The sequence below is a fragment of the uncultured Roseobacter sp. genome (genome assembly GCF_947493125.1).
GTDB lineage: Bacteria > Pseudomonadota > Alphaproteobacteria > Rhodobacterales > Rhodobacteraceae > Roseobacter.
The window spans coordinates 337,801-353,656 of record NZ_CANLQB010000004.1 but is presented as its reverse complement, the minus strand read 5'-3'; the positions used below and the strand labels follow the sequence as shown (position 1 = coordinate 353,656).

General features: G+C 60.5%; 17 protein-coding genes. 12 read left to right on the top strand and 5 right to left on the bottom strand.

Annotation, left to right across the window (positions count from 1 at the left end; genetic code table 11):
* Positions 1-144 precede the first annotated feature (144 nt).
* Positions 145-1,515 carry a class II 3-deoxy-7-phosphoheptulonate synthase gene (locus tag Q1A71_RS10880; RefSeq protein ID WP_299675364.1) on the top strand — a complete coding sequence of 457 codons (1,371 nt, stop codon included), beginning with the start codon at positions 145-147 and terminating at the stop codon, positions 1,513-1,515.
* Positions 1,516-1,636: 121 nt separating this feature from the next.
* On the opposite strand, the gene Q1A71_RS10875 is transcribed toward Q1A71_RS10880, so the two are convergent.
* Positions 1,637-2,305, bottom strand: coding sequence for a PAS domain-containing protein (locus tag Q1A71_RS10875; protein ID WP_299675361.1), 669 nt, complete (start codon positions 2,303-2,305; stop codon positions 1,637-1,639).
* 293 nt (positions 2,306-2,598) lie between these two features.
* On the opposite strand from Q1A71_RS10875, the gene Q1A71_RS10870 reads away from it, so the two are divergent.
* The 11 genes from Q1A71_RS10870 (at position 2,599) to phoB (ending at position 13,331) form a co-directional block, all read left to right on the top strand.
* Positions 2,599-3,489, top strand: coding sequence for a YicC/YloC family endoribonuclease (locus Q1A71_RS10870; RefSeq protein ID WP_299675358.1), 891 nt, complete (start codon positions 2,599-2,601; stop codon positions 3,487-3,489).
* A 3-nt stretch (positions 3,490-3,492) separates the two neighbouring features.
* Entirely contained in the window at positions 3,493-4,137 is a 645-nt protein-coding gene (gene gmk / locus Q1A71_RS10865; protein WP_299675355.1) for a guanylate kinase, read from the top strand.
* The gene (locus Q1A71_RS10860; RefSeq protein WP_299675352.1) at positions 4,134-4,661 is read left to right on the top strand and encodes a gamma carbonic anhydrase family protein; all 528 of its coding nucleotides are present in this window, start codon (positions 4,134-4,136) and stop codon (positions 4,659-4,661) included. The genes gmk and Q1A71_RS10860 overlap by 4 nt, the downstream gene beginning before the upstream one ends.
* A gap of 1 nt (position 4,662) precedes the next feature.
* Positions 4,663-5,850, top strand: a complete 1,188-nt coding sequence (locus Q1A71_RS10855) for an aminotransferase class I/II-fold pyridoxal phosphate-dependent enzyme (RefSeq protein WP_299675349.1) — start codon at positions 4,663-4,665, stop codon at positions 5,848-5,850.
* Between the two features lie 15 nt (positions 5,851-5,865).
* Entirely contained in the window at positions 5,866-6,930 is a 1,065-nt protein-coding gene (locus Q1A71_RS10850; RefSeq protein WP_299675345.1) for an ATP-binding protein, read from the top strand.
* A 217-nt stretch (positions 6,931-7,147) separates the two neighbouring features.
* The gene (locus Q1A71_RS10845) at positions 7,148-8,188 is read left to right on the top strand and encodes a substrate-binding domain-containing protein (RefSeq protein WP_299675342.1); all 1,041 of its coding nucleotides are present in this window, start codon (positions 7,148-7,150) and stop codon (positions 8,186-8,188) included.
* 78 nt (positions 8,189-8,266) lie between these two features.
* Complete coding sequence (gene pstC, locus Q1A71_RS10840) at positions 8,267-9,754, top strand: phosphate ABC transporter permease subunit PstC (protein ID WP_299675339.1); 1,488 nt, start codon at positions 8,267-8,269, stop codon at positions 9,752-9,754.
* Positions 9,751-11,112, top strand: a complete 1,362-nt coding sequence (gene pstA / locus Q1A71_RS10835) for a phosphate ABC transporter permease PstA (RefSeq protein ID WP_299675336.1) — start codon at positions 9,751-9,753, stop codon at positions 11,110-11,112. Before pstC ends, pstA begins: the two co-directional genes overlap by 4 nt.
* A gap of 14 nt (positions 11,113-11,126) precedes the next feature.
* Positions 11,127-11,924 (top strand): phosphate ABC transporter ATP-binding protein PstB, encoded by a 798-nt coding sequence (gene pstB / locus Q1A71_RS10830; protein ID WP_299675333.1) that lies wholly within the window; start codon positions 11,127-11,129, stop codon positions 11,922-11,924.
* A gap of 4 nt (positions 11,925-11,928) precedes the next feature.
* Positions 11,929-12,639, top strand: a complete 711-nt coding sequence (phoU, locus tag Q1A71_RS10825) for a phosphate signaling complex protein PhoU (RefSeq protein ID WP_299675330.1) — start codon at positions 11,929-11,931, stop codon at positions 12,637-12,639.
* A 2-nt stretch (positions 12,640-12,641) separates the two neighbouring features.
* Complete coding sequence (gene phoB, locus Q1A71_RS10820; RefSeq protein ID WP_299675327.1) at positions 12,642-13,331, top strand: phosphate regulon transcriptional regulator PhoB; 690 nt, start codon at positions 12,642-12,644, stop codon at positions 13,329-13,331.
* A gap of 4 nt (positions 13,332-13,335) precedes the next feature.
* Here the strand turns inward: phoB and Q1A71_RS10815 are convergent, their stop codons facing one another.
* Genes Q1A71_RS10815 through pcaC form a run of 4 tightly spaced genes read right to left on the bottom strand, consistent with a single transcriptional unit; the run spans position 13,336 to position 15,856 of the window.
* Positions 13,336-14,172, bottom strand: coding sequence for a 3-keto-5-aminohexanoate cleavage protein (locus Q1A71_RS10815; RefSeq protein ID WP_299675324.1), 837 nt, complete (start codon positions 14,170-14,172; stop codon positions 13,336-13,338).
* Positions 14,165-14,749, bottom strand: coding sequence for a protocatechuate 3,4-dioxygenase subunit alpha (pcaG, locus tag Q1A71_RS10810; RefSeq protein ID WP_299675321.1), 585 nt, complete (start codon positions 14,747-14,749; stop codon positions 14,165-14,167). Before pcaG ends, Q1A71_RS10815 begins: the two co-directional genes overlap by 8 nt.
* The gene (gene pcaH / locus Q1A71_RS10805) at positions 14,749-15,456 is read right to left on the bottom strand and encodes a protocatechuate 3,4-dioxygenase subunit beta (protein ID WP_299675738.1); all 708 of its coding nucleotides are present in this window, start codon (positions 15,454-15,456) and stop codon (positions 14,749-14,751) included. The genes pcaG and pcaH overlap by 1 nt, the downstream gene beginning before the upstream one ends.
* Positions 15,457-15,472: 16 nt before the next feature.
* Positions 15,473-15,856: a 4-carboxymuconolactone decarboxylase gene (gene pcaC / locus Q1A71_RS10800; RefSeq protein ID WP_299675736.1), complete on the bottom strand. Its 384-nt coding sequence runs from the start codon at positions 15,854-15,856 to the stop codon at positions 15,473-15,475.

The following is a 15,856-nucleotide window of genomic DNA, read 5'->3' as shown; positions in this document are numbered from 1 at the left end:
CTGCCTGCGGCTCAGATGGTCATGGGCGCTGCGCCACGTCAAGAGGCCGTATTTGTGATATGGTCACTGCTGAAAGGCTTTTGTATAGAGGGCGCTGTGATGTGAGCGCTCGCAGGGATGCGAGCCCAACCCGGAGTTGAAACGATGAGTGAATGGACCAAATCGAGCTGGCGCGCCAAACCGCGGATCCAGATGCCGGACTATCCGGATCAGGCCGCTTTGGAAGCAGTGGAAGCCCAACTCGCACGGTTTCCGCTTCTCGTGTTTGCCGGTGAAGCGCGCCGGTTGAAAAAGCACCTCGCCGCAGCAGGCCGGGGTGAGGCCTTCCTGCTGCAGGGCGGCGACTGCGCCGAGAGCTTTGATCAGTTCAGCTCAGACGCGATCCGCGACACCTTTAAGGTGATGCTGCAAATGGCCATCGTGCTGACCCACGGCGCCAAGGTGCCGGTGATCAAGGTGGGCCGCATGGCCGGGCAATTCGCCAAACCGCGCTCGGCGCCAACCGAGACCGTGGATGGGGTGGAGCTGCCCAGCTACCGCGGTGACATCATCAACGAGCTCGAGTTCACGGCCAAGGCCCGTATACCCGACCCGGAGAAGATGCTGCGCGCCTACACCCAGGCGGCAGCCACGCTGAACCTCATCCGCGCCTTTTCAACCGGGGGGTATGCCGACGTGCACCAGGTGCACGCCTGGACGCTGGGCTTTACGGAGAGCGAGAAGGTGGAGCGCTATCGCGAGATTGCCAACCGCATCTCCGACACGCTGGACTTCATGACCGCGGCAGGAGTGAACGGCGACACCGCGCATACGCTGAAGTCGGTCGAATTCTACACCAGCCACGAGTCGCTCCTGTTGGAGTATGAAGAGGCCCTGACCCGCGTGGACAGCACCACCGGCAAATGGCTGGCCGGCTCAGGCCACATGATCTGGATCGGCGACCGCACGCGGCAACCTGATGGCGCCCATGTTGAGTTTGCGCGCGGCGTTCAGAACCCCATTGGCCTGAAGGCCGGGCCGTCCATGACGTCGGACGATCTGAAGCTGCTGATGGCCAAGCTGAACCCGGAGAACGAGGAAGGGCGCCTGACCCTGATCGCGCGTTTCGGTGCGGGCTCCGTGGGAGAGCATCTGCCGCGGCTGATCAAAACTGTACGCGAAGAAGGCGCCAATGTGACCTGGGTGTGCGATGCGATGCACGGCAACACGATCAAATCGTCGAGCGGGTACAAGACGCGGCCGTTTGATGCGGTGCTGCGCGAAGTGCGCGAGTTCTTTGCCGTGCACGCCGCCGAAGGCACTGTGCCGGGGGGCGTGCATTTCGAGATGACCGGGCAAGACGTGACCGAGTGCACCGGAGGTGTCCGCGCCGTCAGCGACGAAGACCTGTCAGATCGCTATCATACCGCCTGCGACCCGCGCTTGAATGCCAGCCAGTCATTGGAACTTGCGTTCCTGGTGGCGGATGAGCTTTCCAATCGACGCGACGCGCATCGCAACCAGGCCGCAGGCTGAGGGTCACGTGACAGAGCCCGCCCGGTGCCCCGGGCGGGATTTCCTGTGCTCAAACCAAAAAACCGCCCGCACATTCTGTGCGGACGGATGCCTTGATCAAAGGTATTCGGATAGAACCGGCTTAGTCGTCGGATTTGACCAGCCTGAGATACGGGGCGTGGCGCCGCGGTGTCTCTGACTTGAACGGCACTTTCGGCTCCCGGAACGCTGGTTCGGGTGTCTTCACAATCGGCCTTTGCGCTGCGGGTGTCTTTTTCTTGACCACGGGTGGCAGCGACGCATCGGCGACAATCGGGCGCAGGGACGAGCGGGAAATATCGAACCGGCGCGGACTGCGGCCCATGTCTCCGACGGAGATCAATGCGCCCAGAATGCGGCTCACGTCACCGAGATCGCTCTTCAAAGGCATCAGCACCATGCGCGCATCAAGCGGCGGCAGCCCGGCGTTGCGTTCCGAATGCAGATCCAGCGTGCAGATCGCGGGGGTCTCAAAGACCTCCTCGAGAATATCGCTCAGCTGCCGACGTGAGGAGGGTGTGATGAAGGAGGTGAGCGGCATGCCCCGAACCTCCATACCCATCAGGTCGCTCAGGTGGCTGCCGGCGATCCGCAACCGCGCAATACCAGGCGCGATCCGCTCGACGATAAAGGAAAACTCAAGTGCCTGCTCGATCCCGCGGGGATCAATCTCCGAGCGGTTCGGCATAAGGCGATTGCCGCGCAAGGCTTCCCAATACGCCTCAAGCTGCGCGAGCGGTGCAAAACCATTCTTTGAAACATGTTGCGTCATACTGGTTACATTGTGCGTGTTTTGGCTGCCGTTGTCCATCGCCCACCCCTTCTCAAAATGCGGTGCCTGCGTTCATATGTTTTCAATGTCAGGCGCCGTTGTCGTCTTAGCACAGTCCTGAACTGGTTACTGGAGTCTTAATACCAATATTTTTAAAGAAATGCTTTGATATCTTTATATTTGGTTAACTCTCGGGCGGTTGGACCGTGATCGGCGGGACGGCGCTGAGGGGTTGCTCTGCGCCTGCAAATCGCCATAAGGCTGGCACAGGTGACGGCCGAAGGGGCAATTACATGATCCGTTCCATGACTGGTTTTGCATCTGCCAGCGGCAGTCTGCCTCCTCATGCGTGGGACTGGGAACTGCGATCCGTGAACGGCAAGGGGCTCGACCTGCGGGTGCGGGTGCCGGATTGGATCACCGGGCTCGAAGTCGGCCTGCGCAAGCTGATTGGCTCCGAAGTGCGGCGTGGCAACCTCACATTGTCGCTCCGCATGACCCGGGACGATGAAGCCGGTGCGCTGCAGATCAACGAGGCTCAGCTTGCCTCAGTTCTGAAGGCGATGGTCTCGGTTGAAGCGCATGCAGCAAAGGCAGGCGTGGCTTTGGCGCCCTCACGCGCGGCGGATATTGTCGCGGTGCGCGGCGTGTTGGAACAGGCCGGCAACGAAGACGATGCAGCCCCGCTGGCCGCCGCTCTGATGTCAGAGGCCACGGCGCTTTTGGCCGACTTCAATGCCATGCGCGATGCGGAGGGCGCGGCGTTGCGCAAACTCCTGACGGCCCAGCTGGACGAGATTGCGGCACTGACGGAGCAGGCTTCAACGCTTGCCGAGGCGCGCGCGGACGCGCTGTCTGAAACGCTGGGCCGCAATCTTGCCAAGGTGATGGACAGCAGCGACGCGGCCGATCCGGACCGTGTGGCCCAGGAACTGGCGTTGCTTGCGGTCAAATCGGACGTGACCGAGGAGATTGATCGTCTCGCCGCGCACGTGGAGGCCGCGCGCGATCTGATCGCCGAGGGCGGGCCAGTGGGCCGCAAGCTCGATTTTCTGATGCAGGAATTCAATCGCGAGGCCAATACGCTCTGCGCCAAAGCTCAGAACACGGAGTTGACGCGTTGCGGCCTCGCGCTGAAGACCGTCATCGATCAGATGCGCGAGCAAGTTCAGAATGTGGAGTAAACCATGACAGCCCGTCGCCGCGGTCTCCTGATCATCCTCAGCTCGCCTTCCGGTGCGGGCAAGTCAACCCTGGCCCGGCGCCTGCGCGACTGGGATCCGGAGATCGAATTTTCCATCTCCGCCACGACGCGTCCGGCCCGACCGGGCGAAGTGGACGGGCGCGAGTATCACTTTGTCGACGAACCCGCTTTCAAAGCAAAGGTCAGCGCCGGTGGCATGCTGGAACATGCTCATGTTTTCGGCAACTTCTACGGCTCGCCCAAACCACCGGTGCAGGCGGCCATCGACCGGGGCTGCGACGTCCTCTTCGACATCGACTGGCAGGGGGCGCAGCAGATCACCAACTCGTCCCTCGGTCTGCACACGCTGTCCATCTTTCTGCTTCCTCCCTCGATTCGCGAGCTACGGCAGAGGCTGGAAACGCGCGGTCAGGATGACGCCGAGACCATCTCCCGCCGCATGGAGAAGAGCTGGGACGAGATCAGCCATTGGGGCGCCTATGACTTCGTGATCGTGAACGACGATCTGGACCAGACCGAGGCGCAGCTGAAGACCATCATCTCCGCCACACGCCTGCGCCGCAGCCAGCAGCCGGAGCTGACCGAGCACGTGCGCCGCTTGCAATCCGAATTCGAGGAGCTGTCATGACCCTGTATGCTTTGGGAGATCACCAACCGATCCTGCATGATGACACATGGGTGGCGCCGGATGCCAACCTGGTCGGACAGGTGGTGCTCGAGGCGGCGGCATCGGTTTGGTTCGGCACCACCATCCGCGCGGATCATGAAGAGATCCGCGTGGGCAAGGGCTCGAACGTTCAGGAAAACTGCGTGTTTCACATTGATGCCGGATACCCGCTGACCATTGGCGAGAATTGCACCATCGGGCATAAGGTCATGCTGCATGGCTGCACAATTGGAGACAACTCTCTGATCGGGATGGGGGCGACGGTGTTGAACGGTGCGCGGATCGGCAAGAACTGTTTGATCGGGGCCGGCGCGCTGATCACCGAGAACAAGGTCATTCCGGACGGAAGCCTCGTCATGGGTGTGCCCGGCAAGGTTGTCCGTCAACTGGACGAAGAGGCGATCCGCGGCTTGACGCTCAGCGCGTTGCACTATCAGGAAAATATGCGCCGGTTTCGAGATGAGCTGCGGCCTGTAGGGTGCTGACATGAAAAACGAAAAAGGATCCTTGGTGCGCCCTGACGCGCTGCCCGAGAGCGCCAGCCGCCCCGTCGTCACGCCGCTGAGCCCGTCGGTCGTCTACGCGTCCGATACCCCGGATATGCTGGACCGGCAGTACGACGGTGATCTGAAGGGTTACACATACGCGCGTGAAGGCCACCCGAATGCGGATGTCGTGGCGAAGCGCATCGACCGGCTCGAAGGAGCCCCGCAGATGGGCGTGGTCACCAGCTCCGGCATGGGCGCGGTCTCGGCGGTCTTGCTGGGTCTGACGCGGGCCGGAGACCATGTGATCGGGGGAAACCAGCTCTATGGGCGGTCCCTGCGCATGATGACGGAGGATCTGCCGCGCCTCGGGATCGAAACCACCCTGGTTGATCCCGGTGATACCGAGGCCATGCGCACAGCTCTTCGCCGCGAGACACGCATGATCGTGATCGAGGTGGCATCCAACCCGACCCTGCGCGTGGCCGATCTCGAAGGTCTGGCGGCGCTTTGCAGGGAGGCGGGCGTGCTCCTCGTAGTTGACAATACCTTCACCACACCACGCGCGATCCGTCCTTTCGACTGGGGCGCGGATATTGTCATTCATTCCCTGACAAAGCTGCTTGCGGGACATTCGGATGTGACGTTGGGCTATGTCGCGGCACGCGATGCAACGCTCAACGACCGCCTGCGTGTCTTCACAGTGACGGCGGGGATGACACCCAGCCCGTTCGACTGCTGGCTGGCCGAACGCGGCCTGTTGTCATTCGAGTTGCGCTTCGACCGGGCGCAGGCAACTGCCGCTCAATTGGCCGACGCTCTGGCGGAGTTCCCGGGTGTGCGCCGCGTGATCTATCCCGGGCGCCCGGACCACCCGGATCACACCCGGGCAAAAACACTCCTGGCCGGGCAGTTCTGCAATATGGTCAGCTTTGAGCTGACCGGTGACCGCACTGTGGCCAATGCCTTCACACGCGCGGCTGAGGGGCTGAGCTTTGCGCCGACCCTCGGCGATGTCGGGACAACGATTTCGCATCCCGCCTCTTCCTCCCACAGGGCGCTTTCCCCGGAAAAGCGCGCCGAACTGGGTATGTCTGAAGGCTTCTTTCGCGTCTCGGTCGGGTTGGAAGATCCCGAGGCGCTTTGCGCCGTTTTCCAAGATGCCATCGCTGCCGCGACGCACAGCTGACAGAGACCCGCCAGGATGAGCCAGGCCCTGTCCCAGATCCTCGAGGCGGTGCCGCTGCCCGCGCTTCTTATTGACGGCAGTGAGCGGATCGTGGGAGCAAATGAAGACGCCCGCGGATTGATCGGGCAGGGGATCGAAGGGCGCAACTTCGTTACCATGCTGCGGCAGCCCGCGCTGATCGATGCGGTCGAGGCCGTGCTTCGGGACAGCCGCCCGCGGGTGGCGCAGTATCTCGCCAACGATGGGGTTCAGGACACGACCTTTCAGGTGACCGCTCGTCCGGTTGCGGAGCAGCGCGTCATCCTTCTGTGCTTTCTGGATGTCACGCACCTGGAACAGGCGGGACAGATGCGCAGAGACTTCGTTGCAAATGTCAGCCACGAGCTGCGGACGCCGTTGACCGCGCTCATGGGGTTCATCGAAACCCTGCGTGGCCCGGCGCGTGACGATGTCGCTGCGCGCGACAGGTTTCTCGATATCATGGAAGGTGAGGCCGGGCGCATGAACCGGCTGGTCGGCGACTTGCTGTCGCTGAGCCGCGTCGAGGGCGATGAGCGGGTGCGCCCGCGGGATCATGTGAACCTGACCGAACTACTCTCCTCGGTCCTGCGGACATTGAAGCACCTGGCTGATGATGCAGGCGTTGTTCTGGAACCAGAGTTCGGCGACAGCGACGTCGAACTCACCGGCGATCCCGACCAGTTGATGCAGGTTTTCACCAACCTTATTGAAAATGCGATCAAATACGGCGCGTCAGGCGGTCGGGTGACCGTGCGCATCGAACCATCTCAGCGCGACCCTTCTTTGCGGGCTGCAGGTGTGCGTGTGCATGTGATCGACTACGGGCCCGGTATCGACACGATCCACCTGCCGCGGCTCACGGAACGCTTCTACCGTGCGGACAATCATCGTAGTCGAGCTCTTGGCGGCACGGGGCTTGGTCTGGCGATTGTAAAACACATCATCAATCGTCACCGAGGCCGCCTGAGGGTCGAAAGCCAGTTGGGACACGGTGCGCAATTCACGGTCGTCCTGCCGTTAAAGATCGCCCAAGGGCGTGGCGACTCACCTCCAAGATGACATCCTCTCGTAGAAAAGCGTCCGCTTCACCTAAAGGTTGTTGTCGAAAAAGATAATCAGATCAGAACAGTAACCGACGGTCCGTATTTTCGGAAACAGCGTCATAAAACTGTTACGTAACTGTCACAAAAGCATTGTGCGAGCACCGTACCACCCGGGTTCAAGATCGCCATGAGGGTGATCAGATTCGAAAATCAGGACAATGACAGGAGATATCATGTCGTTTGCTAAACTCACCACATCCGCGCTTGCCGTTGCGGCCATGTCTGCCACGACCGCTGCCGCGCGCGATCAGGTGCAAGTTGCCGGTTCCTCCACCGTGCTGCCCTATGCGTCCATCGTCGCCGAAGCTTTTGGCGAAAATTTTGAATTCCCAACACCGGTTGTCGAATCCGGTGGGTCCTCCGCGGGTCTCAAGCGCTTTTGTGAAGGTGTCGGGGAAAACACCATCGACATCGCAAACGCCTCGCGCGCCATCAAGGACAGCGAGGTCGCCGTCTGCGCGGAGAATGGCGTGACCGATATCATCGAGGTGCGCATCGGCTACGATGGCATTGTCTTCGCCTCCGACATCAACGGCAACTCCTTCGAGTTCACGCCGACCGACTGGTACAAGGCGCTGTCCGATCAGGTCGTCGTCGACGGCGAGATCGTCGCCAACCCCTACACCATGTGGAACGAAGTGAACCCGGACTTCCCAGCGCAGCCGATCCAGGCCTTTGTGCCGGGCACCAAGCACGGCACCCGCGAAGTCTTCGAGGACAAGGTGATCCTGGCGGGCTGTGAAGCGACCGGAGACTTCGACGCGTTCAAAGCTGCGAATGGCGACGACGAGAAGGCAGCGGAGAAAGCCTGCATCGGTCTGCGGACTGATGGCAAGTCGGTCGATATTGACGGCGATTATACCGAGACGCTGGCCCGCATCGAAAGCAACAAGGACGGCATCGGCGTCTTCGGTCTGGCGTTTTATGAGAACAACACCAACAAGCTGCAGGTTGCGACCATGTCGGGTGTGACACCGTCGACCGAGAGCATCGCAACCGGTGAATACCCGGTCTCGCGCCCGCTGTTCTTCTACGTGAAGAAGGCGCACATCGGCGTGATCCCGGGGTTGAAGGAGTTCGCGGAGTTCTTCGTGGCGGATGAGATCGCCGGTCCCGACGGGCCTTTGGCCGAATACGGTCTGGTGGCCGACCCCAAGCTGGAAGAGACGCAATCTGCCGTCGCAGATGAAGCGGTCCTGGGCGGCAACACCTAAACCGATCCTGGTGGAAAAAAAGCCGAAGGCAGTATGGGTTGCCTTCGGTTGACCACGTGACAAGAATGGGGTGGCCGTATGGCACTTGGGTGGACCGGATATCTGATTGTCGCCGTGCTGGTGTTGACGACGCTGGCTTTTGTGGCCGCCCGCGCCCGTGCGAGCGCGACTGTCGATGGCGATGTGCGCCTGCTTCACTCGCTTCCGAACTACTACGGCTACAATGCCGCGATGTTTACCGCAGTGCCCGCTCTCGGCGTGATGGTGATCTGGCTGCTCGCGCAGCCGATGATGATTGAAAACTCGGTTTTCAAGTTGATTCCCGACCGCGTTGTTGGCGAAGGCTCTTCCCGCGCGCTGGTGATGAGCGATGTGCGCCGTGTGGCCGAAGGTCTGGACATCGCTGTGGAGCGCGGGGCGCTCACCGAAGAAGAAGCCGATACCATCCGGACCGAAGAACAAGACGTGCGCAGCATCCTGGGCGGAGTTGGTGTGGCCTTGGGGTCAAATGTCGAACCCGAGGTGCTGCAGGCGGCTCAGCAATATCGGTCAAAATCCGAGATCGGCACCTTCTGGATGGTGCTCGTCGTGGGCGCAATGACGCTTGTGGGTGGCGCTGCGGCGATCTTTGTCACCAATGGGGACTTTCGCGCGCGTAATACTGTGGAGCGCGGGGCGCTTGGCCTGCTGATGTTGGCAGCCTCGCTGGCGATCCTGACCACCATCGGTATTGTGCTGTCGATGCTGTTCGAGAGCATCAACTTCTTCCGCCTGCACCCTTGGACGGATTTCTTCTTTGGCGGCAGCTGGGCGCCAAACTTCCGCGGTGACAGCGATCTGTCGATCCTGCCCCTACTGTGGGGCACGCTCTACATCTCTTTCATCGCGCTGCTGGTGGCGGTGCCGATTGGTCTTTTTGCCGCGATCTACCTCAGCGAATACGCGGGTCCCAAAGTCCGGTCTGCAGCCAAACCGCTGCTGGAGATACTCGCCGGTATTCCCACCATCGTATACGGGCTCTTTGCCCTGCTGACTGTTGGCCCTGCGCTTGTCAGCGTCTTTGGACGGGGCGATGACGGTCTGCTCGGGGTGGAGTGGATGAGCGGGGCCACGGCCGTCCTGACAGCCGGTCTGGTCATGGGCATTATGCTGATCCCATTCGTGTCTTCGCTGAGCGACGACATTATCAATGCGGTGCCCCAAGCGATGCGAGACGGCTCGTTCGGTCTGGGCGCGACCCACTCGGAGACGATCCGTCAGGTGGTGCTTCCGGCGGCCTTGCCGGGCATCGTGGGGGCCGTGCTGCTCGCCGCGAGCCGCGCCATCGGCGAGACCATGATTGTGGTTCTGGGGGCAGGGGCCATCGCCAAATTCTCGCTCAACCCGCTGGAAGCGATGACAACGATCACCACGCGGATTGTCAGCCAGCTGACCGGCGACACCGATTTCGCCAGCCCCGAGACGCTGGTGGCATTCGCGCTGGGTCTGACCCTCTTTGTCCTGACGCTGGGGCTGAATGTGCTGGCCCTCTACATCGTGCGCAAATACCGGGAGCAATACGAATGACCGACGCCACGTCCTCTTCCATGCCTGCGGTCACACCTGTGCCCGGGAAAAGCTCCCTGATGACACAGGACGCCCGAACGCGAAAAAGGAATGCCGCTGAGGCACGGTTCAAAGCCTACGGCATAGTTGCGATCGCCGCCGGCATGCTGATGCTGTTGATCCTAGTGTTCAATATAATTTCGCGCGGCACAGGCGCATTTCAGCAGACGTTTGTGACCATGGAAGTCGAATTGCTGGAAGAAAAGCTCGACAAGAACGGCAATCGCGACCCTGCAGATCTGGCCAAGGTGTCCACCTTTGGCTATGCGCCACTGCTTCGCACGGCCTTTGAAGCGAAGGTGGCTGAGCGCGGTATCGCGACGGAGCTTGAGCCCAAGGCGATGGCCGGTATCCTATCCGCTGGAGCTGCTGCACAGCTGCGCGACTTCGTACTTGCTGACCCTGAGCGGATCGGGACCACCGTTGAATTCGAGTTCCTCGCGTCGAGCCGTGTGGACGGGTACCTCAAGGACCGTGTCAGCCGCGACAGCATCGCCAATGACAAGAATATCAGCGCGGAGCAGCTTGATTTCGTAGACCAGTTGATTGAACTCGGTGTCGTCGAAAAGCGCTTCAATCTTGCCTTCATCACGGGCGCGGACAGTTCCGATGCCCGGCCCGAAGCCGCAGGCATGGGTGTGTCGATGATGGGCTCGCTCTTCATGATGCTGGTGGTTCTGGCGCTGGCGCTGCCCATAGGTGTGGCCGCGTCGATCTATCTGGAAGAATTTGCGCCGAAGAACTGGCTGACCGACATTATCGAGGTGAATATCTCGAACCTCGCTGCCGTGCCGTCGATCGTGTTCGGGATTCTCGGCCTGGCGGTCTTCATCAACTACATGCACCTGCCGACCTCGGCGCCGCTGGTGGGCGGGCTGGTGCTGACGCTCATGACGTTGCCGACGATCATCATCTCGACGCGGGCGTCCTTGAAGGCTGTGCCGCCGTCGATCCGTGACGCCGCGCTGGGGGTCGGGGCGTCGAAGATGCAGTCGGTCTTCCACCACGTGCTGCCACTGGCGGCACCCGGCATCCTGACCGGCACGATCATTGGGCTGGCGCAGGCTTTGGGCGAAACGGCGCCTTTGTTGCTGATCGGGATGGTGGGCTTCATTGCCTCCAACCCGCCCGACAGCATCGCGAGCGGGTTGCTCGATCCCAATTCGGCCATGCCTGCGCAAATCTATGAATGGGCGAAGCGCGCGGACCCCGCGTTTTACGAACGGGCCTGGGGTGGTATCATCATTCTGCTCTTGTTCCTGATCACCATGAATACCATCGCCGTAATCTTGCGTCGCCGCTTCGAGCGGCGCTGGTAAGGGGGAGACAGGTTATGAACGACATGAGAATACTGGAGAGAGACGTGGACACCAACGCCATCAAAATCGCCGCGCGAGGGGTTCAGGTCTATTATGGAGACAACCATGCCATTAAGGATGTGGATGTCGACATTCAGGACAAGACCGTCACCGCCTTCATCGGCCCGTCGGGCTGCGGAAAGTCCACGTTTCTGCGTTGTCTGAACCGGATGAACGACACGATTGATATTTGCCGCGTCGAAGGCGACATTCACATCGACGGAGAGGATATCTACGACAAGCGGGTCGACCCGGTGCAACTGCGTGCCAAGGTGGGCATGGTGTTTCAGAAGCCCAATCCGTTCCCCAAGTCGATCTATGACAACGTGGCCTATGGTCCGCGGATCCATGGGCTGGCCAAGAACAAGGCCGAGCTGGACGATATCGTCGAGCGGGCCCTGCGTCGGGGTGCCATCTGGGACGAGGTGAAAGACCGGCTCCACGCGCCCGGCACAGGCCTCTCCGGCGGGCAGCAGCAGCGGCTTTGCATTGCGCGGGCGATTGCCACGGAGCCCGAAGTGCTGCTGATGGATGAACCCTGTTCCGCGCTCGACCCGATTGCGACGGCGCAGGTGGAGGAGTTGATTGACGAGTTGCGCCAGAACTATTCCGTGGTGATCGTGACGCACTCCATGCAGCAGGCTGCCCGGGTCAGCCAGAAAACCGCCTTCTTTCATCTTGGCAATCTGGTCGAGTACGGTGAAACAGGGACAATCTTTACGAACCCGGAAGACTCGCGCACCGAAAGCTACATCACTGGTCGAATTGGATAATCATATGCAGGATCAACACATTGCTTCGGCCTTCGACCGCGATCTGGAGGCCATTCAAGCGCAGATCATGAAGATGGGCGGCCTCGTGGAAGCTGCGATCCGCGACGGCGCGCAATCCTTGGACACCCGCGATGAAGACCTCGCGGATCAGGTGCGCCGGGGCGACAAGGCCATCGACGATCTCGAGGAGATGATCAACGAGGAAGCGGCGCGTGTCATCGCCCTGCGCGCCCCGACGGCGCGGGACCTAAGATTGATCCTGAGTGTGATCAAAATCAGCGCAAACCTTGAGCGCATAGGGGATTACGCGAAGAATATGGCAAAGCGCACCGGCGTTCTGTCTCAGATGGCGCCTGTGGACGACAGCAGTTCTGCCTTGCGCCGCATGTCGCGCGAGGTGGAGCGGATGCTTAAGGATGCCTTGGACGCGTACATCCAGCGTGACGCGGAGTGGGCCCTGGAAGTCATCAACCGCGATAAGGATGTCGATCAGATGTACAATGCGCTTTTTCGGGAATTCCTGACGTTTATGATGGAAGATCCGCGGAACATCACCGCCTGCATGCACCTTCATTTCATCGCGAAAAACATCGAGCGCATGGGCGATCATGTCACGTCCATCGCCGAACAGGTTGTCTATCTGGTGACGGGCGAACATCCCGAAGACGCCCGTCCGAAGGCGGACAAGACGTCGCTCGTAGCAGAAGGATCGTAGACATGTCCGCCGATCAACCCCGAGTTCTGGTGGTGGAGGATGAGCCTGCGCAACGCGAGGTTCTGGCCTACAATCTCGAAGCGGAAGGCTTTGCAGTCAGCCGTGCAGAGAATGGTGAAGAAGCGCTGATGCTGGTCGACGAGACAGCGCCCGACGTGATCGTCTTGGACTGGATGATGCCGAACCTGTCAGGTATCGAGGTTTGCCGTCGGCTCAAGATCAAATCAGAGACGCGGGCCATCCCGATCATCATGCTCTCGGCCCGCTCTGAAGAGGTGGACCGTGTCCGCGGGCTTGAGACCGGCGCGGACGATTATGTCATCAAACCATATTCGGTAATCGAACTGATGGCGCGTGTGCGCAGCCAATTGCGGCGCGTGCGGCCGGCAGCGGCTGGTGAGCGGTTGGAGTACGAGGATATCGTTCTCGATTCCGTGAGCCACCGCGTCAACCGCGGCGACAGTGAACTGAAGCTGGGCCCAACCGAATTCCGGCTGCTCTCGACCTTTATGGAAAAGCCGGGGCGTGTTTTTTCGCGCGAGCAGCTGCTTGATCGGGTCTGGGGGCGTGACATCTATGTCGATACCCGCACGGTCGACGTTCACATCGGTCGGCTGCGCAAAGCGCTCACGCAGCACGGCGGCTCAGATCCTCTCAGGACTGTCCGAGGTGCTGGATACGCATTGGGGTAGGGGACTAGGCCTCGACTTGCCGCAGCCCCAACATCTTGCGCGCCTGCTGCCACGTGGCCACCGGACGCTCATACTTTTCGCAGAGCTTTGCCGCCCGCGCGATCAGGGCCGCATTAGACGGCGCAAGCGTATCTCGATCCAACCGCACATTGTCTTCCAATCCGGCGCGGGTGTGGCCGCCCGCAGCGATGGCCCATTCATTGACCTCAATCTGCGCAGGACCAATGCCCGCTGCACACCAAAGCGCATCCGGTGCCCGCGCCTTCATCGTCTCGACATAGAAGTCGAACACCTGTCTGTCCGCTGGCATCGCGTTTTTTACGCCCATGACGAATTGCACGTAGAGCTTGCCGTAAAGCGCGCCTGACCTGTGCATCTCGATCGCATGCAGGAGATGCGACAGATCGAAAGCTTCGATTTCGGGCGTGACCTCATAGGTCTTCATCTCGCCCGACAGCCATGCGACCAGATCAGGCGGGTTCTCGTAGACGCGGGTTGGAAAATTGTTCGAGCCAACGGACAGCGAAGCCATATCCGGACGCAACGGTAGCATCCCGCCACGTTCCCGACCTGCACCCGATCGCCCGCCCGTCGAAAACTGGACAATCATACCGGGGCAGTGCTTTTCCACACCTTCTTTCAGCCGCGCAAACTTCTCGGGATCGGACGAGGGCGTCTCGTCGGCGTTCCTCACATGCGCATGACAGATTGCTGCACCGGCTTCAAAGGCTTCGTGCGTGCTTTCGATCTGCTCAGCCACCGAAATCGGAACAGCCGGGTTTGCCGCCTTGGTCGGCACGCTGCCGGTGATCGCCACACAGAGGATACAAGGATCAGACATCGAAAAATACCGTTTCTCCAAGGCCTTGGAGGTGAATATTGAAGTTGTACGCTGCTTCACCTTGTGGGGAGGCAATCAGTGTATCGGAACGTAACGGTTGTTTGATCCGGGCCAGGACCGGATCTGTGGCGTGGGCGTCGGTGTCTTCTGGAAAGTACATGCGCGTATGCAGCCCGATATTGATCCCCCGCGCAGCGATCCACAAGGTGAGATGAGGCGCCATCGCCAGACCTTCACCATGTGTCACCGGCCCGGGCTTTATCGTCTCGAAGTGCCAGAGGCCAGTGTCCGGGTCCGACGCGGTCCGTCCCCAACCTGTAAAGCCGGTTCCGTCTTCGGGGTAGTTGCCATCGGCGTCTGCCTGCCATACCTCCACAAGCGCATCTTTCACGGCCGCACCTGTGCCATCATAGATGTGTCCTGAAACGGTGATGTGCTGGCCTGGTGTATCTGCCCGGACCATCTGTACTCCGAGATCATCGGGATACACACCCGCGATGCCGGCTGCATTCGGCATACATCCGATGTGAACGTAGGGCCCCGCAGTTTGAGACGCGGTCTCATGTAGATCAGCCATCAGATCCCCTCCGGCCGGTTCTCGAAATAGGTTGCGCGACGGCCCCGAAGAACGATGTCGAACCGATAGGCCCGCGCATCCATGGGGACGGTAGCGTCCATATCCAGCGGTGCAATCAGTCGCTCGATGGCGGTCCGATCCGACACAGAGGCCACGATTGGACAGCGCCAGATCAGCGGATCCCCTTCAAAATACATCTGCGTGATCAGACGTTGTGCAAAGCTATGACCGAAGACTGAGAAGTGAATATGGGCCGGACGCCAATCGTTGGTGCCATTGGGCCAGGGGTAGGGGCCCGGCATCACCGTTCGAAGCGCATACACACCGTTTTCATCGGTTGTCACCCGACCGCAGCCGCCGAAGTTCGGGTCAAGTGGTGCGAGGTAGCCTTCATTCTTGTGGCGGTATCGCCCGCCAGCATTGGCTTGCCAAACCTCGAGTAAAGCACCAGAAACTGGGTGTCCCGTTTCGTCGTGAACCCTACCATGAACGATAATCCGAGGGCCTATCGCTGTTTCACCCGGTTGGGCAAAGTTGATTGTGAGATCACCGTCCAGTGGACCAAGAGCAACTGAGCCGAAAACGGGACCACTTTCCTCGCTCAGCGTGCTCGGCATCGAGATCCTTGGGTGCTTTGGCGATCTGAATTCGCTGGATCTGTAGCGCGGCGTCAAAGCTGCAGGTTGGCGGCTCCAATCCCGCTGAATGAAGCCAGCTCTCGTTTTACTCACGGCTTGCAGCCATTTCGTCGAAGGTCTGTTTGGCCAGCTTGAGCGCATGGTTTGCGCGAGGGATGCCTGCGTAGATCGCAACATGTTGGAATGCTTCAATCACATCCCGCTGACTGGCGCCGGTGTTTGCTGTTGCGCGAATGTGCATGGGTATCTCTTCGAAGTTTCCGGTCGCTGCCAAGAGAGCCAGAGTAAGCATCGAGCGCTCGCGCAGACTGATACCATCAGACGCCCAGACCGTGCCCCAGGCGCTTTCTGTGATCAGCGTTTGAAAGTCGCGATCAACATCGGTCATCTCAGCGTCAGCGCGGTCCACATGCGTATCACCCAAAACCTGCCGTCGCAGTTCATCGCCGGTCCGGTGTCTATCTCTCAT